Source organism: Bradyrhizobium sp. AZCC 1610 (genome assembly GCF_036924515.1).
Classification (GTDB): domain Bacteria; phylum Pseudomonadota; class Alphaproteobacteria; order Rhizobiales; family Xanthobacteraceae; genus Bradyrhizobium.
Map to the genome: position 1 here is coordinate 6,254,397 of NZ_JAZHRR010000001.1, position 24,408 is coordinate 6,278,804.

Sequence of the window (24,408 nt, forward strand, 5' to 3'; positions counted from 1 at the left end):
GCGGATCGCTCCGCGGCCGGCTAGTTTTTTGAGGCGGGCTCTCCGACGACTGCGGGCGATCTCACGCGCGCGGCAGCCGCGATGCCGATCGAATGACCGCTACGTTCCCAATGTGGCCTTGCGTTTCGGGCGAACGGCATGTGCAGCGAGACCAACAACCGAGCGCAATGGCGTTGTTTGGGACCCATGATCAGGCTAGACATCAATGGCGGGGCATCTCCAAAGGCAGACGGTCGATGAAAAATTGGCGCTATATCGCTATGCACACCGCGGCGGCTGCTGCCTTCATTTTCCTGCTGCAGCGGTATGGGCTGAACGCGTCGCTTGATTCAAGCCTGCTTTGGGCGCTTACCTTCGGTGCGTGCGCTGCCGGGCTTGCCTATATGCAATCCAATCGCTGATCTCTCAATCCGGCTGCAGTCGCTTCGCGGCTGGCTCGATTGCAAGCTCGACGCGCCGGCAAATTGCAGGTTTGTGGCCAACGGCCTTTGGCGAAGGCAAGCCGCGAGGTGCTCAGCCGGCGGCGCCTGCGAACTGCAGCACGATCTCGCGCCGGTGCGGCCGCGCGCGGTGCTCGACCAGATAGATCGCCTGCCATGTGCCCAGCGCGAGCGCGCCCTGCAGCACCGGGATGTGCAGCGAGGTCGCGGTCAGCATGGTCTTGATATGCGCCGGCATGTCGTCCGGCCCCTCGGTGTCATGGCGCCATCCGGCGTTCTCGGGCGCGAGCCGGTTCAGCGCCGTCGTCAAATCGACGAGCACGGCCGGATCGGCATTTTCCTGGATCGTCAGCGACGCCGAGGTGTGACGAATGAACAGCGTCACCGCGCCTTCGCGCGCATGTGCGTCGCGCACGAATTTCGTGACCTCGGCGGTGAGATCGGTAAAGCCCGTGCCCGAGGTTTGCACGGTCAGCAGCGAGGATGTGATGGTGGTGGCACTGACGGACGAGGAAGCGGTTCGGGAAACGGATTTTGGCGATGTCACGAACACTCTCCACACATCGTCCCAGTCAAATCTTGCCGTTGACGTCCCTCTGCACCCGGTTCGCCATCTCGATCAAGCGCCGCCAGGCCCGCTCCAGGAACGACATCATGCGATCCATGTCACGGTCGCTCGGCAGCGGAATTTCGATCTTGCGCTCGCCCTCTGCCACCTTCGGCTCGCCCTTCTTCAGCGAGTCCGATTTCGGCAGCGGCTCTTCGATCTTGCCGGTCACGGTGGGCTCGCGCGAGGCGAGGTCCGCCTTGAGCTTTTCATTCTCGGCCTTGAGCCTCTCGTTGTCGGCCTGCAGCCGGCCGATTTCAGTGTCCATCGCAGCGCGTTCATCAGGTACGGCGTAGCAGGCCCAGCCCGCGCCAGAATTGCTGCAGGTCGAAACCGCGCCGGTGCGGGTGTCGAGACGAAGCACGCCATCGCCCGCCGGCGACAAGGCGTAACGGCCGTTCTCGGTCTCCGGCATCGCGCCCGCCAGCGCGTGACCGCAACCGCCGAGGCAACACGCCAGCATGATGGCGACCGCAAATTTCGAGGACGATTTCGCTGTGCTCATGGGCTTGCTCCCGCCTCAGGACAGTACCGGTTTCCTCGACCGCCGGGGCGCTTTCAAGGCGTCCCTAGACTCTAGAGCTATAGGGCGCTCGGCCGGACTTCAACGCGTCTTCCAGCAATTCGAGGCGGTCCTGTCCCCAGAACACTTCGCCCTCCAGCACATAGACTGGCGAGCCGAACACGTCGGCTGCCAGCGCGTCCTGCCGGTTCTGCTCATACGCCGCGCTGATTTCCTCCGCGCCGGAGCGCGCCACCAATTGCTTGCCGGGCAGCCCTGATTCGTCGGCGAGTTTCGCGATCGTTACGGGATCGGCGAGATTAAGCTGATCTTCCCAAACGGCGGCAAAGGCCCGGCGCAAATAGCGGTCGGGATCGTGGCCGGCCTCGAGCGCCGCGATCACGACGCCATCGGCGAGGCGTGCGTTGAATGGCCAGTTCGCCGGCTGCAGATGAAATTTCAGTCCGCGCTTGTCGCGCCAGCGCTGCAGTTCGACCATCCGGTAGCGCTGCCGTACCGGGTGGCGCCTCATCAAGGGCAGGCCGCCGGTCTCCGAAAACAGATCGACCAGCACCACCGGCCTGTGATTTACCTTGAGATCATAAGTACTTACCAGACGCCGAAAGGACTGATGCCCGATATAGGCCCATGGTGATTGGAGCGAGAAATAGTAATCGACCTGACGCGGCATGCGGGCTCCGGCACGAGGACTTTCGCTTCACTCGGAGCATCCCAGCAGACCGCCCAAACCGGCGCAAGATCGATCCATGCGGGAATAGCTGCTGCACTGCGATGACGGCTCCACAGCGTCGCAGGCGACACTTGAATAAATCCAATCGAATCAACGAACTAACTGGTTACGGCCTAATCTTGACTTGAATAGACGCGGTAAGTATGGTCCGCGCGGCTTTCAAGGGTGACGGGCGTAATTTCCATCAACCGTTGGCATCGTTTACTGTCTTGGGCATGGCCGAAGACAAGAACGACAACGCAAGTGGAAATCACGATCAGCCGTCTTCCGACGAAGCTGCGCTTTCCGCAAGGCTCGGAAGTCTGGATCAACGGTTGTCCGAAATTCGTGACAGCCGGAAACCCAAGACTGATCAACCCGGAACTGAAAGCGGAGACAGGGCTGCCAGAGCATCTGCGATGGCGCTGGGTTTCCGGCTTTCCTCGGAATTGGTCGCGGGCGTTGTTGTCGGAGCGGCGATTGGCTGGGGGTTCGACCGTTTGTTGTCGACATCGCCGTTCGGTTTCATCGTGTTTCTTCTGCTCGGCTTCGTCGCCGGCGTGGTCAACGTGGTGAGAACTGCAGGCGCAGGTCCAGGCAGGCGCTGAGCGTCGACCGGAAGTCACGACATTTGAAATTCGATTGCCGGCCAGGCCGGTGGATAAAGAGCCGCGCGGATGAAAATCGACCCGATCCACCAGTTCAATATCGAACCCCTCTTCACGATCGGCCATATCGGCAACCACACGATCGCCTTCACCAACTCGTCGCTCTACATGTTCCTCTCGGTAGCGGTGATCTCGCTATTGATGATCGGCGGCATGGCGGGACGGCAACTGGTTCCCGGGCGGCTGCAATCGATCGCGGAAATCTCTTACGAGTTCGTCGCCACCACGATCCGCAGCACCGCCGGCGCGGAAGGCATGAAGTTCTTCCCGCTGATCTTCTCGCTGTTCATGTTCATCTGCATCTCGAACCTGATCGGCATCATCCCCTACACGTTCACGGTTTCGAGCCACATCATCGTCACCGCGGCGCTGGCCTTGCTGGTTTTCTTCACCGTCCTGATCTACGGGATCTACAAGAACGGCTTCAAGTTCTTCAAGATTTTCGTGCCCTCCGGCGTGCCGATCTACATCCTGCCGCTGGTCATGTTCATCGAGATCCTGTCGTTCTTCCTGCGGCCGGTCTCGCACAGCGTACGTCTGTTCGCCAACATGCTGGCCGGTCACATCGCGCTGAAGGTGTTCGCGGGCTTCGTCGCCATGCTCGGCGTCTCGCTCGGCGCGCTCGGCTGGGTCGGCGGCATGCTGCCGCTGGCGCTCACCGTCGCGCTGACCGCGCTCGAACTCTTGGTCGCATTCCTGCAGGCCTACGTGTTCGCGATCCTCACCTGCATCTACCTCAACGACGCCATTCATCCGGGACACTAAGCGTCCGGGGAATTTCCACCCTCACTCTGTCTTATCTCTCAAGGAGCTCTAGAAATGGAACCGGCAGCAGCTAAACTTATCGGCGCGGGCATCGCATGCATCGGCATGGGCGGCGCGGGCGTCGGCGTGGGCATCATCTTCGGCAACTACCTCGCCGCGGCCGTGCGCAATCCTTCGGCAGCCCAGGGCCAGTTCGGCAACCTGATCTTCGGCTTCGCCGTGACCGAAGCGCTCGGCATCTTCTCGCTGCTGATCGCGCTGCTGCTGCTGTTCGTTCCGCTCTGAGCTGCACCCTATCGCGCCGCCCGGTCCGGGCGGCGCGCTGACAGCAACAGGAGAACTCCGTGGCTGAAAAGAGTCATGGTACCGGCGCCCACACCGGAGCAGATGGCGGACACGGCGGAGGATTTCCTCCGTTCGAGTCGAGCACGTTTGCTTCGCAGCTGGTATCGCTCGTCATAGCATTCGTCGCGCTCTATGTGATCGTGTCCCGCTTTGCGCTGCCGCGCGTCGAAAGCGTGATCGACGCACGTCAGAACGCGATCGAGGGCGATCTGGCGCAAGCACAGAAGCTGAAGGATGAGTCCGACGCTGCGCTGAAGGCGTATGAGACGGAACTCGCTTCGGCGCGTTCCCGCGCGCAGGCCATCGGCAACGAGACCCGCGAGAAGCTGAACGCGGCCTCGGAAGCCGAGCGCAAGAAGCTGGAAGACCAGCTGACCGCCAGGCTTGCCGCCGCCGAGAAGCAGATCGCGGCGACCCGCGAGACCGCGATGAAAAATGTCCGCGGCATCGCCGCGGATGCAGCCGGCGCGATCGTGCAGCGGCTCACCGGCGTGCTGCCCGACGGGAAAACCATCAACCGCGCCGTCGATGCTACGTTGAAGGGATAGACCGATGTTCACCCAACCGGAAACCTGGGTCGCGATCGCCTTCGTCATCCTGATGGTGCTGTTTGCCTATCTCGGCATCCACAAGACGGTACTGACGGCACTCGATCATCGCGCCCAGCGCATCAAGGCCGAACTTGACGACGCCCGCCGTCTCAAGGAGGAGGCCGCCAAGCTGCTCGGCGAGTACCAGACCCGCCGCGCCAGCGCGGAGCGCGAAGCCGAGGAGATCATCGGCAACGCCAAGGCCGAAGCCGAGCGCATCGCGACCGAGGCCAAGGCCAAGATGGAAGACTTCGTCGCCCGCCGCACCAAGACCGCCGAGGGCAAAATTGCGCTTGCCGAGGCCCAGGCACTGGCCGACGTCCGTGCCGCCGCCGCCAACGCCGCGGTCGAAGCCGCCTCGACCATCCTGTCGCAGTCGGTCAAGGGCTCGGTCGCCGACGACCTGCTCGCCAAGGGCATTGCCGAGGTTCGCGCCAAGCTGAACTGAGCGCCTTCGACCCACCAATCAAAGCCGGCGCGAGACGATCGCGCCGGCTTTTTTATTGCCTCTTCTTTTTCGGCGCCGGGCGTTCGGGCTTCAGGGCCTGCGGGTCGAAGCCGATATAAAAGATGTAGCTGTCACCGACGGCGCCAGGAGGCGCCGGATAGGCGAGATCTTCGGCCACCAGCGTAAACGGCTCGCTGCCGCCTTCCGTCATGGTGACGGTGGTCTGGTAGGCCTTGGTGGCGATGGTCTTCTCAGACACGCCGCCCTGCACCACCGCGACGCGAATCGGAACCTGAACCGACGCCGGGGCGCCGGCGGGGCCGGCAATGACGCGGCCCTGAATGCCGACCCGCGCGGTGATCACCCCGCCATTGACGCTGCATTCGCGGGCCATCTTGGTAATCGTTGCCTGAAAGCGCAGGTCGTTGCCGACGGGTTGCTTGCCGGGCGGGGCCACCGCATAGGTCGCCGCGCCGGCCCGAACCGTGACCGGCGGGCAGCTCAAGTCGCCGGTGTCCTGGGCTTCCGGCGCCCCGGGAGCAGCCCCGGCCGGCTCGTCCGACTTGCCGCCGAACAGGCTCTTGAAACGATCGGTGATCGATTGCGCCGATGCCGGCGCCACCATCAGGCAGGCCAGCCCGCCCGCAACCGCCACAGCCGCCATCACCTTGGCCAAACGATTGTCACCCATGCGACGTCCCTGATCCCATCATCTCACGTCATTGTTCCCGGCGGCCTTATAGCAGTCCAATGGCGGCGAACCCAAGGCACCCAGAAGGCTTGGAAATCAACGGGTCAGCCGCGGAAATCCTCATGCAGCAGGCCGAACAGCAAATGGTCCTGCCAGACGCCGTTGATGCAGAGATAGCGCCGCGCCAGTCCCTCGCGGGTGAAGCCGCATTTCTCCAGCACCCGGATCGACGGTGCATTGGAGGGAATGCAGGCGGCCTCGATGCGGTGCAGGTTGAGCTCGCCGAACAGCGTCGGCAGCAGCACCCGGAGCGCCGCGGTCATGTAGCCGCGATGGGCATGGGGCTCGCCGACCCAATAACCGATGGTGCCGGCCTGCACGATGCCGCGGCGGACATTGGCGAGCGTGATACCGCCGATCATGGCGCCATCAGACTCGCGGAAGATGATGAACGGATAGGAGCGGTCGGCGGCGATATCTTCGGCGTAGCGGCGCAGCCGGCGGCGAAAGCCGGCGCGGGTCAGATCGTCCGACGGCCAGATCGGTTCCCACGGCGTGAGGTAGGCCCGGCTCTGTTCGCGCAACTGCGCCCATTGCAGGAAATCCGACATTTGCGGCGCGCGCAGCAGGAGGCCGTGGCCGCGCGGCACGAGCGCGGCCGGTCCGCTGGTTGGCAAACGAAACAGGGCCATGCCCTTTACTCCCCGCCCTCTAACTATCGGAGCATGATCCTTACGGAAAACCGGAGCCGCTTTGCGCTAACGCTGCCCTCCGGGTCCGGGATCATGCTCTAATGTAGCAGCGTCTTCGCCTTCGACCTGGTCAATCCTTCCGCAAAAGACACCGCCGTGTCCAGACCCCTGCCGCTGCCAAGCGCCACGACGGCCGGCCGGCTGCGGGTCAGCAGCGCGTGCGCGGCGTTGCGGGTCGATTCGACGCTGACCGCGTCGATCCGCGCGACCAGCTCTTCCACCGTCTGCGGCCGTCCATAGGCCAGCATATGCCGCGCCAGCTGTTCGGCCCGCGAGGAGCAGCTTTCCAGCGCCATCAGCAGCCCCGCCTTCATTTGCGCCTTGGCGCGGGCGATCTCGGCTTCGGTCAGGGTTTCGACGGCATCGTTGATGACGTCGACGATCACTTCCATCATCTCCGGCGCGTCACCGGGATCGGTACCGGTATAGAGGCCGAAAAAGCCGGTATCGGAATAGGGCGCGTGGAAGGTGTAGATCGAGTAGCAAAGGCCGCGCTTCTCGCGCACTTCCTGGAACAGCCGCGACGACATTCCGCCACCCAGCGTGTTGGTGAAGACCTGCAGCGAAAACAGCGATAGATCCGTCTGCGGCACCCCTTCGAGCGCCAGCGTCAGATGCGCCTGTTCGAGGTCGCGATGCACCACCCGCGAGCCGCCCTTGCCGAACATCGCAGGCACCGGCTTCGGCGCGGACGTGGCGTCGAAGGTGGCAAATTTTTGCGCCGCTTCTTCCACCACACGCTTGTGGTCGACCGCGCCTGCGGCCGCGACCACCATGTCGGGCCCGCGGTAGTGCGTCGAGAGATAGCCGCGCAGCATGTCGCGATCAAAATTCTTCAGGGTTTTCGCGGTGCCCAGGAGCGAACGGCCCATCGGCTGGTCCGGAAAACAGAGTTCGTTGAGGTGCTCGAACACGACATCGTCGGGCGTATCCTGCGCCGCGCCGATTTCCTGCACGATGACGCTCTTCTCGCGCTCCAGCTCGTCCGGCACGAAGGACGGATTGGCCAGAATGTCGGAGAGCACGTCGAGCGCCAGCGGCACGTCGGCCTTCATCACCCGCGCATAATAGGCCGTCGTCTCGGTGGAGGTTCCGGCATTGAGATCGCCGCCGACCGCCTCGATTTCCTCGACGATCTCGCGCGAGGAGCGCCGCGTCGTGCCCTTGAAGGCCATGTGTTCCAGAAGATGCGAGATGCCGTGCTCGTTCGGCTTCTCGTCACGGCCGCCGACGCCGGCCCAGACACCGAGCGCTGCGGTTTCCAGATGCGGCATGGTGTCGGTGACGACGGTCAGGCCGGATGGCAGCTTGGTTACGTCAACGCTCATCCGGCAACTCCCTGCTTCGCGGCACGGCTCACCGAGCGCACGAATCGCTCCACTTCGGCTGAATCATTTTTCATCACCGTGATGTGTTCCGATTTGGTCATGAGGCCCTCGAGCCAGGCCGGCAGTTGCGGCCGCACGCCGCAGGCGGCTTCCACCGCATCGGGAAACTTGGCCGGATGCGCGGTCGACAGCACGATGTTGGGGATCTTCGAATCCGAGGTGTCGCGATCCGCCACCGCCAGCGCCACCGCGGTATGGGGATCGACGAGGTCGCCGGCCTCGCGCCAGGCGGCCCGGATCGCAGCCGACGTCTCGGTCTCATCGGCACGGCCGGCATCGAACTCCTCGCGGATCGCGGCGAGCATGGCATCCGGCAGCACGAAACGTCCGGACTGTTTTAGCGAGGCCATCAGCCGGCGGACGCTGTCGGCGTCGCGGCGGCTTGCCTCGAACAGCAGCCGCTCGAAATTCGAGGAGATCTGGATGTCCATCGAGGGCGAAGCGGAGGCGTGAACCTCGCGGACCTCATAGATGCCGGTTTTAAGCGTGCGCGGCAGGATGTCGTTGACGTTGGAGGCGATCCGCAGCCAGCGCACCGGCAGCCCCATCTTCTTGGCGACATAGCCCGCGAAGATGTCGCCGAAATTCCCCGTCGGCACGGTGAAATCCACCGTGCGCGCGGGCGCGCCGAGCGCGACAGCCGAGGTGAAATAATACACCACCTGCGCCACGATCCGCGCCCAGTTGATCGAGTTGACGCCGGACAGCGAGACCGCATCGCGAAAGCCGTGATGGTTGAACATCGCCTTCAGGATCGCCTGGCAATCGTCGAATGTGCCTTCGATCGCGAGCGCATGCACATTGGCCGCGCCGGTCGTCGTCATCATCCGCCGCTGCACGTCGGAGATCCGCCCGTTCGGGAACAGTACGACCAGATCGACATTGTCGAGACCCGCAAACGCATCGACCGCGGCGCCGCCGGTATCGCCCGACGTCGCGACCACGATGGTGGTACGTTGATTGCGCTTGGCCAGAACGTGATCCATCAGCCGCGAGATCAACTGCATCGCGACGTCCTTGAACGCCAGCGTCGGACCGTGGAACAGCTCCAGCAGGAATTGATTGGGACCGACCTGGTTGAGCGGCACCACAGCCGGATGACGGAACGTGGCGTAGGCTTCGTTCGCCATGCGGCCGAGATCGGCGTCGGAGATTTCGCCCGCGGTAAACGGCCTGATCACGTCGACCGCGACTTCCCAATAGGGCCGGCCGAAGAATCCGGCGATGGTCTCATGCGAAAGCTGCGGCCAGACCTCAGGCACGTAGAGGCCGCCGTCGCGGGCAAGCCCGGTCAGCATCACATCGCAGAAACCCAGGACGGGGGCCTCCCCCCGCGTCGAAATATAGCGCGTCAAACTACCCTCCAAAGGCGCAAGCCTCATGCCAAGCCTTTGCTATTGATCATGAATTAGGTTTCGCCAAGTCCGAGGCGAGCGGGCACCATAAAGCGTTTTGCGGCGAAGGGGAAATGGCATGAGGGTGAAAAAGCGAGGAATGGCGGGGCGGCCACCCCGCCCCGCCGGAGCCCGGCTGTTTCCCCGTCATTGCGAGCGCAGTGAAGCAATCCGTCTTTCCGTGCGTGAGGGTGACAATGGTTTGCTTCGCTTCGCTCGCAATGACGTGGAGATAGCGACGAACACACGATCGTCGTCCCCCGCGTAGGCGGGGGATCCAGTACGCCGCGGCCTATCGGTTCGATCATTGACGTCTCTGGAATACTTGTATGGGGGTGATCAAGAGTGAGCGTTGTCAGATCATTGCTATCGTCTCCTTGTTCGACGAAGACCGACATCTCCTCGTCCCGACCCCGAGACGACTAGCCGCCTGGGCGGAACGACGGTCAAGGGTGGCCGCAGGCCATCGCGGAGCGACGCAGCCCTTGACGGTCGTGAGCCCGGCGGCAGGCTTGAGGGCGGGACGAGGTTTGGCGTTAGCGGCATAGGGACGATTTCCGAGGCGAGCCCACCGTGGACGCGATACCGCGTCGCAGACTTGTATTCGGTTGATCGATCGGGACCAGAACCATGATGCATGCATGCGCATCGGGGGGCGAAGCTCCGGGGCGGCGGGTCCATTCTGGGTCGCGGCGCAAAGGCCATGTATTCCGGCGGATCACCGCCACCTCGGATGTCGTCGGCAGACTGCCGGCTGCTGAACCGTCAATCGTGTTGGAGTTGCGGAAGCTGCATGGTCAGGTGCCGGCCGGGCGCAGCCTGAGCCCCTCAGTTATCTCGCCGGTGGTTGCCAGCCGCCACAGCGCGATGAGCAGCTTGCGCGCCAGCGCCACGATCATGGTTTTGCGCGTGGCGCTGCGGCCATCTGCGGTGCGCTCGCGGAACCAGCGGACGAGCCGGCTATCCTTCTGGAAGATCAGAAAGCGCCAGGCCAGTTGGATCATGCCGCGGCGGACCCGACCATTGCCGGCGCGGGCCAGTCCCTTCTCGCGCCGGCGCTTGCCGCTCTCGTCCGGCGCGCCGGTCAGTCCGGCATAGCGCGCAACAGCTTTGCGATCGCGCAGCTTGCGCGCCAGCGCCTCATTTACCAGCATGTCGGCGGTCGCAATGCCGACGCCAAAAACCCTTGCGATCAGACGAACCATCGCGTGAGGCCTTGTCGTTGCGGCCGGCGCGAGCGCGAGCCGGCGCAACCGTTCACTTTCGATGATGTGGATCTGGTCGTGCACCAGGCGCAGCCGCTCCAGATCGCGGCGCAATTCGGCGTGGGCATTTTCCGGTAACGGTGTTCCTTCCGCGGTGTGCAGTGTCTCCAGCTTCTGCGCCGCCTTGCGCAGCCTCGGATTGAACCCGCCGATGCCGAACAGGGCGAGGACAGCCTTGATCCGGTTGACGATCCGTGTTTGCTCGCCCACGAGGCTCTCCCGCTCACGACTCGGCCGCCGCGCATCTTCTTCCGCCATGGTCGGGATCGCGACCATGCTGCAATGGCGCTTCTCGCCACGCAGCCAGCCGAGAAACGAGCGCATCAGCAGTTCCGTATCGATCCGATCGGTCTTGGCCCGGCGGTGCTCGCGGGACACTGCGATGCTTGCGGCATGGATGACGTAGGCCTCGATGGCGCGCGCCTGCAGCCAGCGCGCCAGCCAGAATCCGTCTCGCCCGGCCTCATAGGCGCAGACGATCCGCCTGACCGTCCGCCCGGCCTTGCGCGCTTCATCCTGCCAGCGCTGCAACAGCTTCAGCAGAGCGTCCGCATTTGCACCAAGCTTCTTCAGGGGCTGGCGCTCGACCCCCGGGATCACAGCCGCAACAAGCCACTTCGACTGGCTCATCTCGATCACTGCGACCAACGTGCTATCCTGTTCGAAGGCGGTGAGGGACCTGCTGGCGTCAAACGATTGCGACATGGGGTGCTCCATTGCGTGATCACGGCGCTCGAGGGTATCCACACCCTCGCCGCCGCTCCCCCCATAGCATCTGGGTCGCCCGCCTTCGCGGGCGATGACAGTTGTGTGTGCTAACCGAGCTCGATCTCGTCGTCGATCTCATGCGTCAGGCTGACGCCGCCAACCGTCAGCACCATCTTCGCCGGCAGCTTCTCATGGCCCTTGAGCTTGCCGGCCTCGATGGCGTCGCGCACTGCCTTTTCGACTTCACGCTGCGAGGTGATGCCGACTTTCTTCAGAAACTTGCGCAGGCTGGCATTGAAGACGTCTTCGTTCATGAGGGCCTCCTGATCACGGCCTGGTCGGATTGTTCAGCATCTGCTCGGCGAGATTGCGTTGGGAACGGTCGGCGCGGGCGTTGGCATTGCCGCGCTGCACGTCGCGGTTCTTGCGGCAATTGACATAATCGTTTGACCCCGCGGCGACATTGTTGGCGCGGCAGAATGCGTCGTCGTCGGCGCTGGTGTCGACCATGGTCGGCTGGCCGCGTTCGAGACAACCGGTCAGCAACGGGGCTGCCAGCAGGAGCGCGATGAAGTGCTTTGCGGGTCCAAGTTTCATTGGAGGCCTTCCGTTTTTCATCTCGTCATTGCCGGGCGCCTGTCCCCGACCTGATCGGGGATGCCCCCGCAATCCATCGAAAAGATGGCAGCCTGCTTTGAAGCCGATGGATGCCCGGGTCAAGCCCGCTTCTGCCCGGTTTAATGTTTGTAGACGAGGCGCATGACGTTGATTTCTCTGTGTTCCACTTTTTGTTGCCCGCTAGTCCGCGAACGTCACGGTATCGGCAACGCTCGCCCGCGAAGTGCGGTAGCTGTTGACCTTGTGGGCGTGGTCGGCGAAGCCGAAGGAAATGCCGCAAACCACCTTGCGATCGTCGGCCAGCTTGAAGTGGCGCCGGATCAGCCCGGAATGCCGGGCGAGAGCGGCCTGCGGAATAGTGCCGAGGCCGAGCGCCTGGGCGGCCAGCATAAAATTAGAGACATAGGCGCCGCAATCGACCGCACCGTAGATGCCGAGCGGCTCATCGGTGTGGATAACAGCAACATGCGGCGCACCAAAGAAGTTGTAGTTCTCCAGCGCCTGTTTGGCATAAGCCATCTTGTCGCCTCTGACGATGCCGAGCGTGTTGTAGAGCTGAAAACCGCTCTCGCGGCGGCGGTCGAGATAGACGCCGAGATATTCGCGCGGCGGCGTGAAGTCATGGTCATCCTTGGCGCCGGACGCGGCCTCGGCATAGATCGCCTTGCGAAATTTTTCCTTGGCCTCACCGCTCGCGATCAGTACCTGCCAGGGCTGGCTGTTGCACCATGACGCCGTGCGCTGCGACACGCTCAGAACGTGCTCGATGGTCGCGCGCGGCACCTCCTGCGGCAGGAAGGCGCGAACGGAATAGCGCTCGTTCAAGAGTTCCTCGAGCACGCCGATGCGATCATTTTGGTGCACAGTAGCGTCCATAGCACAGCTCGCTTTCGTGCCCCGGACGCAGCGCAGCGTGTAACGGTGCGCTGCAGAGCCGGGCCCATCAAGGCTAGGTCCCGGCTCTGCGGAGCAGCGCTGCGCGCCGCACCGCGTCCGGGACACGAGACTAGCGCCCCTTGGTCGGGATCTTGTTGAACGGCACGTCCTTGTCGACGCGGATATCACCGGGCAGGCCGAGCACGCGTTCGGCGATGATGTTGCGCAGGATTTCATCGGTACCGCCGGCGATGCGCATCGACGGTGACGAGAGCAGCATCTGCTGGAACTGGCCGCTCGCCGCTTGCTCGTCCGCCCCGGTGAGCGCACCGGCCGCACCCTGCAGATCCATGGCGTAGGTCGCGATGTCCTGCAGCATGGTGCCGGAGACCAGCTTGCCGATCGAATTCTCGGGGCCGGGACGCTCGCCCTTGGAAAGCGAGGAGATCGCGCGGTAGCTGGTGTATTTCAGCCCACTCGCCTTCACCGCCCAGCTGGCAAGCTTCGAACGTGTCGCGGGATCGTCGATCGCAAGCCCATCGTCGGTCATCAGGTTCGAGCAGAACTCGAACATTTCGGGAAAACCGGTCGCGAGCCGCGAGCCGATCGACATACGCTCGTTCATCAGCGTGGTCAGCGACACGTTCCAGCCGTCGCCGACGGCGCCGAGGCGTTGGTGATCGGGAATCACGACGTCGGTGAAATAGACCTCGTTGAACTCCTGCATGCCGTTGGCCTGCTTGATCGGCCGCACCTCGACGCCCTTGCTCTTCATGTCGAGGAAGAACATCGTCAGGCCCTTGTGCTTGGGCACATTGGGATCGGTGCGCGTGATCAGAAGGCCGTAGTCGGAATAGTGCGCGCCCGAGGTCCAGATCTTCTGACCGTTGACGATCCAGTTGTCGCCCTGCTTTTCCGCGCGCGTGCGCAAGCCCGCAACGTCGGAGCCGCCGGCCGGCTCGGAGAACAACTGGCACCAGATATGTTCGCCGGACGCGAGCTTCGGGAGATAATGGCGCTTGTGCTCCTCGCTGCCGAACGCCATCACCGTCGGCCCGCACATGCCCTCGCCGATCTGGAACGGCTGCGTCAGCTTGCCGTAGACGCCCTCTTCCTGCTGCCAGATCACCTTCTCGATCGGGGTCGCGCCGCGGCCGCCATATTCCTTCGGCCAGTGCAGGCAGGCCCAGCCGCCTTCGGCTTTCTTCTTCTGCCAGGCCTTGCCGACATCGACGATCTCTTCCTTCTCCAGCCGGATACGGCCCAGCGAGGATTTGGATAGCTCCGCCTCGTATTGCTTCGGCGCGTTGGCGTCGATCCATTTGCGGGCGAGGCTACGGAATTCGGCTTCCTGCGCGGTATCGTCGAAGTTCATTCTTGTTCTCCTTTGTCTCCGGACACGTGCCCCGGACGCTGCGCAGCGCGTAGCGGTGCGCTGCAGAGCCGGGGCCTATTAAACCGGCCGCCTAGTGGGCCCCGGCTCAGCGGAGCAGCGCCAAGTGCGCTGCACCGCGTCCGGAACACGTGATCTATCTTCCCTTGGTCGGGATCTGGTTGAACGGCACGTCCTTGTCGACCCTGATATCACCGGGCAGGCCGAGCACGCGCTCGGCGATGATGTTGCGCATGATCTCATCGGTGCCGCCTTCGACGCGGGTGCCCGGCGCGCGCAGCAGCATCGCCTGGAATTTGCCGGCGACTTCGGCATCCTCCGGACCGCTTAGCACGCCGGCGGCGCCCTGCAGGTCCAGCGCATACATCGCGACTTCCTGGACCATCGATCCCGCGACCAATTTGCCGATGGAATTTTCCGGACCCGGACGCTCGCCTTTCGACAGCGCCGAGATCGCGCGCATGCTGGTGTATCTCAGGCCACTGGCCTTCACTGCATAGTTCGCAAGCCTTGAACGAACGCTGCGGTCCTCGATCGCGGGTCCCTCTTCCAGCATCAGGCTGTTGCAGAAGTCGAACAATTCCGGGAAGCCGGTCGAAACACCGGCGCCGATCGACATGCGCTCGTTCATCAGCGTGGTCAGCGAGACGTTCCAGCCGTCGTTGACGGCGCCCAGCCGCTGCGAATCCGGGATCACGACGTCGGTAAAGTAGACCTCGTTGAAGTCGGACTGGCCGCTGGCCTGCTTGATCGGCCGCACCTCGACGCCCGGGCTCTTCATGTCCAGGAAGAACATGGTCAGCCCCTTGTGCTTCGGCACGGTCGGATCGGTGCGGGTGAGCAGGATACCGTAATCAGAGTAGTGCGCGCCCGAGGTCCAGATTTTCTGGCCGTTGATGATCCAGTCGTCACCCTTCTTCTCGGCGCGGGTGCGGAGGCCCGCGACGTCGGAACCGCCGGCGGGTTCGGAGAACAGCTGACACCAGACCTTCTCGCCCGAGGCCAGCGGCGGCAGGTACTTGCGCTTCTGCTCCTCGCCGGCGAACGCCATCATGGTCGGTCCGCACATGCCGTGGCCGATGATGAACATGCCGGAGAGCTTGCCGAACGGGCCCTCTTCCTGCTGCCAGATCACCCGCTCGATCGGCGAGGCGCCGCGGCCGCCATATTCCTTGGGCCAGTGCAGGCAGGCCCAGCCGGCATCGGCCTTCTTCTTCTGCCAGGCCTTGGCAACCTCCAGAATATTGGCGCCCTTGAGCACGGTTCGGCCGAGCGAGGATTTGCGCAGCTCCTCCTCGTATTGCTTCGGCGCGTTGGCTTGTATCCACGCTCTCGCCTCGGCGCGAAACGCGGCTTCCTGCGGTGTGTCGTCGAAGTTCATGTTTTCAATCCTCGGCGGCTTCGTAGGATGGGTAGAGCGAAGCGAAACCCATCGTCCTCAGCTCGTGGTTTGATGGGTTTCGCTGCGCTCTACCCATCCTACAAATCGAACCTTACGCCGCGTTCTTCTTGCGCATGCGGTCGATCAACTGATCTTCCCAATACGACAGGCTGCCGAGCGTCAGCGCGGTGGCGTTGGCGCGGCGGTAGTACATGTGGCAGTCGAACTCCCAGGTGAAACCCATGCCGCCGTGAACCTGGATGTTATTCTTGGAGCAGTGCTGGAACGCCTGCGTCGCGCTGATCCGCGCAGCCGCTGCCGCTTCGGGCAATTCCGATGCGTTGGTCGAGAGCGCCCAGGCGCCGTAGTAGCAATTGGAACGCGCCAGCGTCGCCGAAACATACATGTCGGCCAGGATGTGCTTCACCGCCTGGAACGAACCGATCGGCCGGCCGAACGCGATACGATCCAGCGCATAGTCGCGGCCCATCTCCAACGCACGGTCTGAACCGCCGACCTGTTCGAACGCGAGCAGCACGGCCGCGCGGTCGAGCACTTGAGTGAGGATGCTCCAGCCGTCGCCGGCTGCTCCCAGCGGTTCGGCCTTGGCGTTCTTGAAGGTGAGTTCGGCCTGGCCGCGGGTCGGGTCGACATTGGTCAGCGACTTCGTCTCGACGCCGCCGGCCTTCAGGTCGACCAGGAACAGCGAGATGTCGGAATCGCGCCCGGTGGAACCGGTGCGCGCGGCGACCACGGCGAAATCGGCAATGGCGCCATCCGGCACCGGCTTCTTCACGCCGTTGAGCGTGCCACCGGAGGCCTGCAGCTTGATCGCCTTCGGCGACGGATTGCCCTTGCCTTCGAACAGCGCCAGCGTGCCGATCGCCTCGCCGCTTGCGATCTTCGGCAGCCATTTCTGCTTCTGCGCGCCGGAGCCCGCCAGCAGCAGCGCTTCGGCGGCGAGATAGACGGTGGAGGAAAACGGCACCGGCGCATTCGCGCGCCCCATTTCTTCCGCGATCACGCAGAGCTCGAGATGACCGGCGCCCGCGCCGCCGAATTCTTCCGGGATCGCGACGCCGAGAAAACCCATCTCGGCGAGCCCCTTCCACAGCGCCTTGTCATACGGCGCCTTGCCGTCGAGCACCTCGCGCACGGCCTTCGGCGGGCACTTTTCGGCGAGAAACTTCCTCGCCGCATCGCGCATCTGTTTTTGTTCGTCGGAGAAATCGAAGTTCATGGCGGGTTACTCGCGTTGATGATGGCTCTGTAGGATGGGTGGAGCGAAGCAATACCCATCAATTGTTTGGTTCGGCTGATGGGTTTCGCTGCGCTCTACCCATCCTACGGTCAGTTCAAAATGATCACGTCCTCTTCCGGCTGATCGGCGTAAAGCTTCTCCACCAGCGCGGCGCGGCGCTCGAGGCCGGCGCGCTGGTTGATGTAGCCCTTGTCGGTGAGTTCGTTGCCGTCGATCGAGGGCGGCTCAGCCATCAGCATGGCCCGCGCGATCCGCATGCTGCTGCCGGTGGTGGACGCGTTGTGCGCCTCCAGCCCGCGCTTCAGGCAGGCGATCACTTCGGAATGCCTGACCACGTCTTCAAACGTCGCATCGGGATTGCCTGTCATCTGCCGGCAGGCATGCAGATTGGGCCAGGCGAGCAATCCGATGAACGGACGATCCTGCCCCGTGACCAGGGCGTCGTGCACGACAGGCGTGGCGGCTGCGATCGCATCGGTGCGCAGCGAGCCGACATGGACGAAGGTGCCGGTCGTCAGCTTGAAATCCTCGACCACGCGACCGGCGAAGATGATGCCCTGCAGCGGATCGTTTTCATCGACGAAGACGCCGGCATCGCCGATGCAGTAGAAACCTTCCTCGTCGAACATCTTCTTCGTCAAATCGGGTTGGCCGAAATAGCCGGGCGTGACGTTGATACCGCGCAGGCGCAGTTCGTATTTCGAGCCGCACGGCACCAGCTTCAGTTCGACGCCGGGGAACGGCAGGCCGATCAAGCCGACACGCTCAGTGTCCCAATAGGTGCCAGTCGAGGTCGGCGCGGTCTCGGTCGAGCCCCAGCCGGTGTAGAACACGATGCGCTCGCCGGAGGTCTTCACCGCCAGCGCCTGCATGCGGTCGTAGAGATCATCAGGCAGCCGCGCGCCGCCGTAGGCCATGATGCTTAGATTTCTGAAGAAGCTGCGGCACAGCGCATCGTCCTTTTCCATCGCAGCCGCAAGCGCCGCGTAACCGGCGGGCACGTTGGCATAATAGGTCGGAGACACTTCGCGCAGATTACGGATCGTCTCGTCGAACTGGCCGGGCATCGGTCGGCCGTCGTCGATATACAGCGTGCCGCCATCGACCAGGATCGGATGGAATGCGGCATTGCCGCCCATGGTGTGATTCCACGGCATCCAGTCCAGCACCGTCGCGAGCGGCCCGTTCGGATCGCGCGGGCGCACCTGCATCATCATCGCCGCATTGGCGCACATCATCTCCTGCGTGTTGATGACGGCCTTGGGCATCCCGGTCGAGCCCGAGGTGAACAGCAGCTTGCCGACGGTTTTTGGCGTAATTTTCGAAACCGAGTCCTCGACCGCGCTTGTCACCGGCGTTGCCGCGAGATCGGCAAAGGATACGCTCTTGATGCCTTCGCAGGGCCGCAACACATGCACGACGGTGACGCCGGTTAGGTCGATCGCCCTGAGCGCCTTCTCGAAGGTCGGCCCGTCCTGCACCATCACGACCGCAGGCTTGATCAGGTCGAAGAGGTATTTGAGCTTGAGATGATCCTGGCTCATCAGCGAATAGGCCGGCGACACCGGCGCGGCCGGCAGCCGCGCCTGCATCGCGGCCTGCGTCATCAGCGCGTGCTCGATCGAATTGCCCGACAGGATCGCAACGGGGCGGCCTTCGGTAAGGCCGAGGTTGAGAAGACCCTGCGTCAAGCCATCGACAATGCGCTTGGCTTCGCCGTAAGAGACTTTGCGCCATTGCCGATCGGCGCCGCCGCGCTGCGCCAGCCAGATGCGCTCAGGCGCCTGCTTGGCCCATTTCGCGAGCGAAGCCGGAATATGCTTCTCGTAAGGCTGCAGCGGAATGCGCGATTTCAGGATGATGACGCCATCCGGACGACGCTCGACCGCGATGTCGCGCGCCAGCCATTCGATCTTGCGAAAGGCCGGCCTGGTCAACACTGCGGCAGCACTCCCACTCATATTGCGTCTCCCGGAATTCTTGTCCTTTGCGGATCTTGTCGTCATCGCTTGATATAGACAGGCTTTCGCTTTTCGAGAAAGGCCCTGATGCCTTCGTTGAAATCTTCCGAGCGGCTGCACAACACTTGATTGCGATCTTCCATCGCGATCACGGCCTCGATCGAGCCGGCATCGACGCTCATGTTGAGGCATTCCTTTGATAGCCGCAGTCCCACCGGCGAAGCCGTCATCATCGCGTCGACATAGGGCTCGGCCGCTGCGTCAAGGCCGCCTTCCTCGACGACTTCGGAGACAAGCCCCACCGCAAGCGCGCGTTCGGCGCCGATGAAGCGACCGGTAAGAATCAATTCGGAGGCGACCGAGACGCCGACCAGACGCGGCAGGAAATAGGAGGTGCCGATGTCGCAGCCGCCGAGACCGAGCTTGATGAAGGCGCAATTCATCCGCGCGGATCTGGTCGCGATGCGGATGTCGGCGGCGAGCGCCAGCGCAAAGCCGCCACCGGCGGCTGCGCCCTGGATCAGCGCAATGATCGGCTGCGGACAGCGCCGCATCAGCATCACAATGTCGGCAATGCGGCGCTGAGAATCCAAAGACTCGGTCACGCCGGGCGGCTCCTGCTGGCCGGCGCGGCGCTGCATCGCATGCTTCAGGTCAAGCCCGGCGCAGAACGCCGCGCCGGCGCCCCTCAGCACCACGACGCGGGTCGAGCGGTTACGCTGCAGGCTTTCGAAATAGGCATTGAGCGCGTCGATCAGGCTCGGATCGAGCGCGTTGAGACTGTCCGGGCGATTGAGCGTGACCCAATCGACGCCGTCATGATGTTCGATCCGCAGCGGTTGAGTCACGAGGCGCTCCCATCCATCGTCGTCCCGGCCTTGAGCCGGGACCCATAACCACAGGCCTTTGTTGTTACGCACGGCGTCGGCTACCTTGCCTCACAGAGACGCCGCGGAGTATGGGTCCCCGCTTTCGCGGGGACGACAGAGCGGACGCTACCTTGGCGCCATGCGGATCGCGCCGTCGAGACGAATGGTCTCGCCGTTCAGCATCGGGTTCTCGACGATGTGAACCGCAAGCGCGCCGTACTCCGAAGCATCGCCGAGGCGGGCCGGATGCGGCACCTGAGCCCCCAAGCTCTTGCGGGCCTCTTCGTTCAGACCCATCAAGAGCGGCGTCAGGAACAGGCCGGGCGCGATGGTGTTGACACGGATCTTGAGGCTGGCGAGATCGCGGGCGGCCGGCAGCGTGAGGCCGACGACGCCGCCCTTCGAGGCCGAATAGGCGATCTGGCCGATCTGGCCTTCATAGGCCGCGACGGAAGCGGTGTTGATGGCGACGCCGCGCTCCTCGCCGACCGGCGGCGCAGTGGCGAGCCGCTCGGCGAACAGGCGGAGCACGTTGAAGGTGCCGATCAGATTGACATTGATGATGCGAACGAACTTCGCCAGCGGATAGACACCGTCCTTACCGACGGTGCGCTGCGATCCGCCGATGCCGGCGCAGTTCATCAGCACGCGGGCGATGCCATGCGCGGCTTCGGCCTTGGCAATCGCCGCCTTGATCGCCTCTTCGTCGGTGACGTCGGCGTGCAGGGCGACGCCCTTCACTTCGGTGGCGACCTTTTCGGCGTTTTCCTTGTTCTGGTCGATCACGCCGATTTTCGCGCCCTTGGCGGCCATGGCGCGGGCGGTCGCGGCGCCGAGGCCGGAGCCACCGCCGGTGATGAGAACGGCTACGTCTTGCAACTGCATCTTTAGGACCTTTCCTTGGGTGTTTTCTTCTCTAGATCGGCGAATAGCGAATAGGGAGTAGCGAATGGCGCAGATGACCATTCGCTATTCGCTACTCACCATTTGCCCATTCAACATTCCGCCGCAGATCAGCGCTTCCATATGCTTGATGTATTCGCGGCAGACTTCATCGGTGACGGGACCAACGCCGGTCGCGCGGGACATCGCGTGGCGGCCGAAGAACAGGTGGTCGCAGGCACCGATCAGGCTGGTGTAGAACAGCACCGGATCGATGTTGCGGAACTCGCCGGTCTTGACCCCTTCCGCAAGCAGCCGGCGATGAAATTCCAGCAAGGGGGCTACAAAAAACTTCGATACCTCGTCGGCGGCTTCCGCGCTGCTCTCGTGCAGGAGGTAATGAATCAACCGGTTCATATAGGGGAACTGGTGATAGGCACGGATGATGCCGCCGATATGCAGGCGCAGTTTTGCCGTCGGCGAAATCGGCTGGCTGATGAGGTATTCGAGCTGCGACATCTCGGTCGCGGCGTCGCGCGCCAAAAGCGCCAGCAACAGCCCGTCCTTGTTGCCGAAATGGTATTTCACCAGCGCCGCGTTGACGCCCGACTTCTGCGCGATGTCGGACAGCGACACCTCGATCGAGGCGCGCTCGATCATCAGCTCGCTCGCCGCGACAAGCAGCTTCTCGGCGGTGGTGTTTTTACCGCCCGGAAGCCTGGTCGGTACGCTGGTATTCAACGGTGATCCCATTCCCTGCCTGCCGGAAATCCGGGCTGCACATAAGCGCATGCCGCGGCTGCACTCAAGAGTTAATTGATTGATTGACTAAATCCCGCCGCGCCCCTTAAATCCGGCCAATCCATCAAACGCCATCCATAACAATCCAAGGGAGAACAGACATGGCCGAGGCCTATATCGTCGCCGCCGCGCGTACCGCAGGTGGCCGCAAGGGCGGACGTCTCGCAGGCTGGCACCCGGCCGATCTCGCCGCTTCCGTGCTTGATACGCTGGTCGATCGCACCAAGGTCGATCCCGCCCAGATCGAGGACGTCATCATGGGCTGCGTGATGCAGGCCGGCGAGCAGTCCAACAACATAGCCCGCAACGCGGTGATGGCCTCGAAACTTCCCGAGAGCGTGCCCGCCACCTCCGTTGACCGCCAGTGCGGCTCGTCGCAGCAGGCGCTGCACTTCGCGGCGCAGGCCGTGATGGCCGGCTCGATGGACATCGTGATCGCTGCCGGCGTGGAATCGATGACGCGCGTCCCGATGGGCCTCGCCTCACAGCTCCCCGCCAAGAACGGCTTTGGCCATTACAAGAGTCCGGGCCTCGAGGCGAAATATCCGAACATCGTGTTCAGCCAGTTTACCGGCGCGGAAATGATGGCTGAGAAGTATGGGCTCTCCAAGGACCAGCTCGACGAATACTCCTACAACAGCCACCAGCGCGCGATCGCTGCGACGCAAGCCGGAAAATTCAAGGACGAAATCGTTCCGCTGCAGATTACCCGCGCTGACAACTCGACCGATACCCATCATATCGACGAGGGCATCCGCTTCGACGCCAGCCTCGACGGCATCAAGGGCGTCAAGCTGATCGCCGAGAACGGCAAGCACACCGCCGCCAGCGCCAGCCAGATCTGCGACGGCGCCTCCGGCGTCCTGGTGGTCAACGAACGCGGCCTTAAGTCACTCGGCGTCAAGCCGCTGGCGCGCATCCATCACATGACCATGATGGGCGGCGATCCCGTGATCATGCTGGATGCCCCGCTGCACGCCACCAAGCGGGCGTTGGAGAAGGCCGGCATGTCGATCAACGATATCGACCTGTTCGAGGTCAACGAGGCCTTCGCCGCCGTGCCGGTGGCGTGGCTGAAGACGACAGGCGCCGATCCGGAAAGGCTCAATGTCAATGGCGGCGCGATCGCGCTCGGCCATCCGCTCGGCGGCTCCGGCACCAAGCTGATGACCACGCTGGTCAACGCCCTCAAGCAGAACAACAAGCGTTACGGCCTGCAGACCATGTGCGAAGGCGGCGGCATGGCGAACGTGACGATCGTGGAGCGGCTTTAAGAGCCGCTGCAGGACGTAAGAAGCGTCCACCACAAAAAGTGTCGTCCCGGCCCTTATGCGCAATTGCGCATCAGGAGCCGGGACCCATAACCACGGGTGTTGTGGTTATGCTGAGCTGTAGCTCCGGCTCCCTTCAACCAATCAAAACTGTGGTTATGGGCCCCTGCGCCAAGTGCGCAATTGCGCACAAGGCAGGGGCGACGCATCACCCGAGGAAACACCCATGACCCACCCCTCCGTCCACGCCCGCACCTATCCGAACAAGATCGCCTACCAGATGGCCGGGACCGGCAAGTCGATCACCTATCGCGAACTCGACGAGCTTTCGAACCAGGGCGCGCAACTGTTCCGCTCGCTTGGGCTGAAGGCCGGCGACCACATCGCGCTGTTGATGGAAAACCGCCTCGCCTTCATGGAAATCTGCTGGGCGGCGCAGCGCGCAGGTCTCTATTACACTGCAATCAGCCGCTATCTGACGCAGGACGAGATCGCCTACATCGTCAGGGACTGCGGCGCAGAGGTCTTCATCACCACGCCGAAATGCGCCGAACAGGTCAGGGGCCTTGTCGGCCAGCCTGATGGCCCGCTGCTCTACATGATGGACGAGCCCGAGCCGGGCTTCCGTTCCTTTGACAAGGAAGCCGCCGCGCAGCCGGCCACGCCGATTGCGGATGAAGTGGCGGGCTACGACATGCTGTATTCGTCGGGCACCACCGGGCGGCCCAAAGGCATCAAAAAGGAGTTCGAAGGCAAGGCGATCGACGTGCCGAACCCGCTCCTGAAAACTCTCTGCGCCGACATGTGCGGCATGTCGTCCGACAGCATCTATCTGTCGCCGGCGCCGCTCTATCACGCAGCTCCCTTGCGCTTCAACATGATGGCGATCACGCTCGGCGGCACCTCCATCATCATGGAGCATTTCGACGCCGAAGATTTCCTGAAGCTGGTCGAGAAATACAAGGTCACCCAGTCGCAGCTGGTGCCGACCATGTTCGTGCGCATGCTGAAGCTGCCCGATGAAGTGCGCACGCGCTATAATGTCTCCTCGTTGAAAGGCGCCATCCACGCCGCGGCCCCCTGCCCGGTCGACGTGAAAGCAAAAATGATCGAGTGGTGGGGACCGATCCTGATCGAGTATTACGCCGGCTCCGAAGGCAACGGCGTCACCGTCTCGACCTCCCAGCAATGGCTGACCCATCGCGGCACCGTCGGCCGCGCGGTGGTCGGTAAGGTGAAAATTCTCGACGAGAACGACGCGGAGCGTCCCGTGGGCGAGATCGGCACGGTCTATTTCGCCGACGCGCCTGTTTTCACCTATCACAACGATCCCGAGAAGACGAAGAAGGCCTACAACGAAAAGGGCTGGTCGACGCTCGGCGACGTCGGCTATCTCGACGCGGAAGGTTTTCTCTATCTCACCGACCGCAAGAGCTACATGATCATTTCCGGCGGGGTGAACATCTACCCGCAGGAGACCGAGGACATCCTGATCACCCATCCCGCCGTCTCCGACGTCGCGGTGTTCGGCGTGCCGAACGAGGAGATGGGCGAAGAGGTCAAGGCCGTGGTGCAACCGCACGACATGTCCAGGGCCGGGAAAGAGCTCGAGGCCGAACTGATCGTGTTCTGCCGCAAGCATCTGTCGCCGATCAAATGCCCGAAGAGCATCGACTTCGAGGCTGAATTGCCGCGCACGCCGACCGGCAAGCTCGTGAAGCGCCATCTGCGCGACAGGTACTGGCCGAAGGTGGCGAAGCCGTAGCGCTTGTTCACCCGCCCCTGGAGGGGGCGGGTGAAGA

At 63.3% G+C, this 24,408-nt stretch carries 26 protein-coding genes; 8 read left to right on the forward strand and 18 right to left on the reverse strand.

Annotated elements, in window-relative coordinates:
• Positions 1-236: 236 nt before the first annotated feature.
• Complete coding sequence (locus tag V1279_RS30775) at positions 237-401, forward strand: hypothetical protein (RefSeq protein ID WP_213246392.1); 165 nt, start codon at positions 237-239, stop codon at positions 399-401.
• A gap of 112 nt (positions 402-513) precedes the next feature.
• Here V1279_RS30775 and V1279_RS30780 read toward each other — a convergent pair whose 3' ends face one another.
• The 3 genes from V1279_RS30780 to V1279_RS30790 form a co-directional block, all read right to left on the reverse strand.
• Positions 514-987, reverse strand: coding sequence for a secondary thiamine-phosphate synthase enzyme YjbQ (locus V1279_RS30780; protein WP_334443810.1), 474 nt, complete (start codon positions 985-987; stop codon positions 514-516).
• A gap of 25 nt (positions 988-1,012) precedes the next feature.
• Complete coding sequence (locus V1279_RS30785; protein ID WP_442894840.1) at positions 1,013-1,552, reverse strand: hypothetical protein; 540 nt, start codon at positions 1,550-1,552, stop codon at positions 1,013-1,015.
• 64 nt (positions 1,553-1,616) lie between these two features.
• Positions 1,617-2,240 (reverse strand): 2-hydroxychromene-2-carboxylate isomerase, encoded by a 624-nt coding sequence (locus V1279_RS30790; protein WP_334443813.1) that lies wholly within the window; start codon positions 2,238-2,240, stop codon positions 1,617-1,619.
• A gap of 275 nt (positions 2,241-2,515) precedes the next feature.
• Here V1279_RS30790 and V1279_RS30795 point away from each other — a divergent pair, with 275 nt between their 5' ends.
• From V1279_RS30795 to V1279_RS30815, 5 genes are all read left to right on the forward strand, one after another.
• Positions 2,516-2,887 carry an AtpZ/AtpI family protein gene (locus tag V1279_RS30795; protein WP_334446635.1) on the forward strand — a complete coding sequence of 124 codons (372 nt, stop codon included), beginning with the start codon at positions 2,516-2,518 and terminating at the stop codon, positions 2,885-2,887.
• 69 nt (positions 2,888-2,956) lie between these two features.
• The gene (locus tag V1279_RS30800; protein ID WP_334443815.1) at positions 2,957-3,712 is read left to right on the forward strand and encodes a F0F1 ATP synthase subunit A; all 756 of its coding nucleotides are present in this window, start codon (positions 2,957-2,959) and stop codon (positions 3,710-3,712) included.
• Positions 3,713-3,766: 54 nt separating this feature from the next.
• Positions 3,767-3,997, forward strand: a complete 231-nt coding sequence (locus tag V1279_RS30805; protein ID WP_016847054.1) for a F0F1 ATP synthase subunit C — start codon at positions 3,767-3,769, stop codon at positions 3,995-3,997.
• A 59-nt stretch (positions 3,998-4,056) separates the two neighbouring features.
• Entirely contained in the window at positions 4,057-4,605 is a 549-nt protein-coding gene (locus tag V1279_RS30810) for a F0F1 ATP synthase subunit B family protein (RefSeq protein ID WP_334443817.1), read from the forward strand.
• Between the two features lie 4 nt (positions 4,606-4,609).
• Positions 4,610-5,095 carry a F0F1 ATP synthase subunit B family protein gene (locus V1279_RS30815; protein ID WP_334443820.1) on the forward strand — a complete coding sequence of 162 codons (486 nt, stop codon included), beginning with the start codon at positions 4,610-4,612 and terminating at the stop codon, positions 5,093-5,095.
• A 52-nt stretch (positions 5,096-5,147) separates the two neighbouring features.
• Here V1279_RS30815 and V1279_RS30820 read toward each other — a convergent pair whose 3' ends face one another.
• The 15 genes from V1279_RS30820 to V1279_RS30890 form a co-directional block, all read right to left on the reverse strand.
• Positions 5,148-5,759, reverse strand: coding sequence for a hypothetical protein (locus tag V1279_RS30820; protein ID WP_334446637.1), 612 nt, complete (start codon positions 5,757-5,759; stop codon positions 5,148-5,150).
• Positions 5,760-5,890: 131 nt separating this feature from the next.
• Positions 5,891-6,478 carry a GNAT family N-acetyltransferase gene (locus V1279_RS30825; RefSeq protein WP_334443822.1) on the reverse strand — a complete coding sequence of 196 codons (588 nt, stop codon included), beginning with the start codon at positions 6,476-6,478 and terminating at the stop codon, positions 5,891-5,893.
• 98 nt (positions 6,479-6,576) lie between these two features.
• The gene (locus V1279_RS30830) at positions 6,577-7,866 is read right to left on the reverse strand and encodes a M16 family metallopeptidase (RefSeq protein WP_334443824.1); all 1,290 of its coding nucleotides are present in this window, start codon (positions 7,864-7,866) and stop codon (positions 6,577-6,579) included.
• Positions 7,863-9,281, reverse strand: coding sequence for a threonine synthase (gene thrC, locus V1279_RS30835; protein WP_334443827.1), 1,419 nt, complete (start codon positions 9,279-9,281; stop codon positions 7,863-7,865). The genes V1279_RS30830 and thrC overlap by 4 nt, the downstream gene beginning before the upstream one ends.
• A gap of 836 nt (positions 9,282-10,117) precedes the next feature.
• Positions 10,118-11,290 (reverse strand): IS110 family transposase, encoded by a 1,173-nt coding sequence (locus tag V1279_RS30840; protein ID WP_334439521.1) that lies wholly within the window; start codon positions 11,288-11,290, stop codon positions 10,118-10,120.
• A gap of 110 nt (positions 11,291-11,400) precedes the next feature.
• The gene (locus V1279_RS30845; protein WP_334443829.1) at positions 11,401-11,607 is read right to left on the reverse strand and encodes a DUF6494 family protein; all 207 of its coding nucleotides are present in this window, start codon (positions 11,605-11,607) and stop codon (positions 11,401-11,403) included.
• A 13-nt stretch (positions 11,608-11,620) separates the two neighbouring features.
• The gene (locus V1279_RS30850) at positions 11,621-11,890 is read right to left on the reverse strand and encodes a hypothetical protein (protein WP_442894841.1); all 270 of its coding nucleotides are present in this window, start codon (positions 11,888-11,890) and stop codon (positions 11,621-11,623) included.
• Between the two features lie 201 nt (positions 11,891-12,091).
• A complete protein-coding gene (locus tag V1279_RS30855) occupies positions 12,092-12,787 on the reverse strand; it encodes a nitroreductase (RefSeq protein WP_334443831.1) in 696 nt (231 codons plus the stop codon).
• A 130-nt stretch (positions 12,788-12,917) separates the two neighbouring features.
• Positions 12,918-14,162, reverse strand: coding sequence for an acyl-CoA dehydrogenase (locus V1279_RS30860; protein ID WP_334443833.1), 1,245 nt, complete (start codon positions 14,160-14,162; stop codon positions 12,918-12,920).
• A gap of 154 nt (positions 14,163-14,316) precedes the next feature.
• Entirely contained in the window at positions 14,317-15,561 is a 1,245-nt protein-coding gene (locus V1279_RS30865) for an acyl-CoA dehydrogenase (protein ID WP_334443836.1), read from the reverse strand.
• Between the two features lie 112 nt (positions 15,562-15,673).
• Complete coding sequence (locus tag V1279_RS30870) at positions 15,674-16,801, reverse strand: acyl-CoA dehydrogenase family protein (RefSeq protein WP_334443838.1); 1,128 nt, start codon at positions 16,799-16,801, stop codon at positions 15,674-15,676.
• Between the two features lie 110 nt (positions 16,802-16,911).
• The gene (locus V1279_RS30875; RefSeq protein WP_334443840.1) at positions 16,912-18,783 is read right to left on the reverse strand and encodes an AMP-binding protein; all 1,872 of its coding nucleotides are present in this window, start codon (positions 18,781-18,783) and stop codon (positions 16,912-16,914) included.
• A gap of 41 nt (positions 18,784-18,824) precedes the next feature.
• A complete protein-coding gene (locus V1279_RS30880; RefSeq protein WP_334443843.1) occupies positions 18,825-19,631 on the reverse strand; it encodes an enoyl-CoA hydratase/isomerase family protein in 807 nt (268 codons plus the stop codon).
• 147 nt (positions 19,632-19,778) lie between these two features.
• Complete coding sequence (locus tag V1279_RS30885; RefSeq protein WP_334443846.1) at positions 19,779-20,537, reverse strand: SDR family NAD(P)-dependent oxidoreductase; 759 nt, start codon at positions 20,535-20,537, stop codon at positions 19,779-19,781.
• Between the two features lie 84 nt (positions 20,538-20,621).
• Entirely contained in the window at positions 20,622-21,287 is a 666-nt protein-coding gene (locus V1279_RS30890; protein ID WP_334443848.1) for a TetR family transcriptional regulator, read from the reverse strand.
• A gap of 149 nt (positions 21,288-21,436) precedes the next feature.
• On the opposite strand from V1279_RS30890, the gene V1279_RS30895 reads away from it, so the two are divergent.
• Together V1279_RS30895 and V1279_RS30900 are read left to right on the forward strand one after the other, a co-directional pair.
• Positions 21,437-22,609, forward strand: a complete 1,173-nt coding sequence (locus tag V1279_RS30895; protein WP_334443850.1) for an acetyl-CoA C-acetyltransferase — start codon at positions 21,437-21,439, stop codon at positions 22,607-22,609.
• A gap of 223 nt (positions 22,610-22,832) precedes the next feature.
• Positions 22,833-24,371 carry an acyl-CoA synthetase gene (locus V1279_RS30900; protein WP_334443853.1) on the forward strand — a complete coding sequence of 513 codons (1,539 nt, stop codon included), beginning with the start codon at positions 22,833-22,835 and terminating at the stop codon, positions 24,369-24,371.
• The last annotated feature ends 37 nt before the right edge of the window (positions 24,372-24,408 follow it).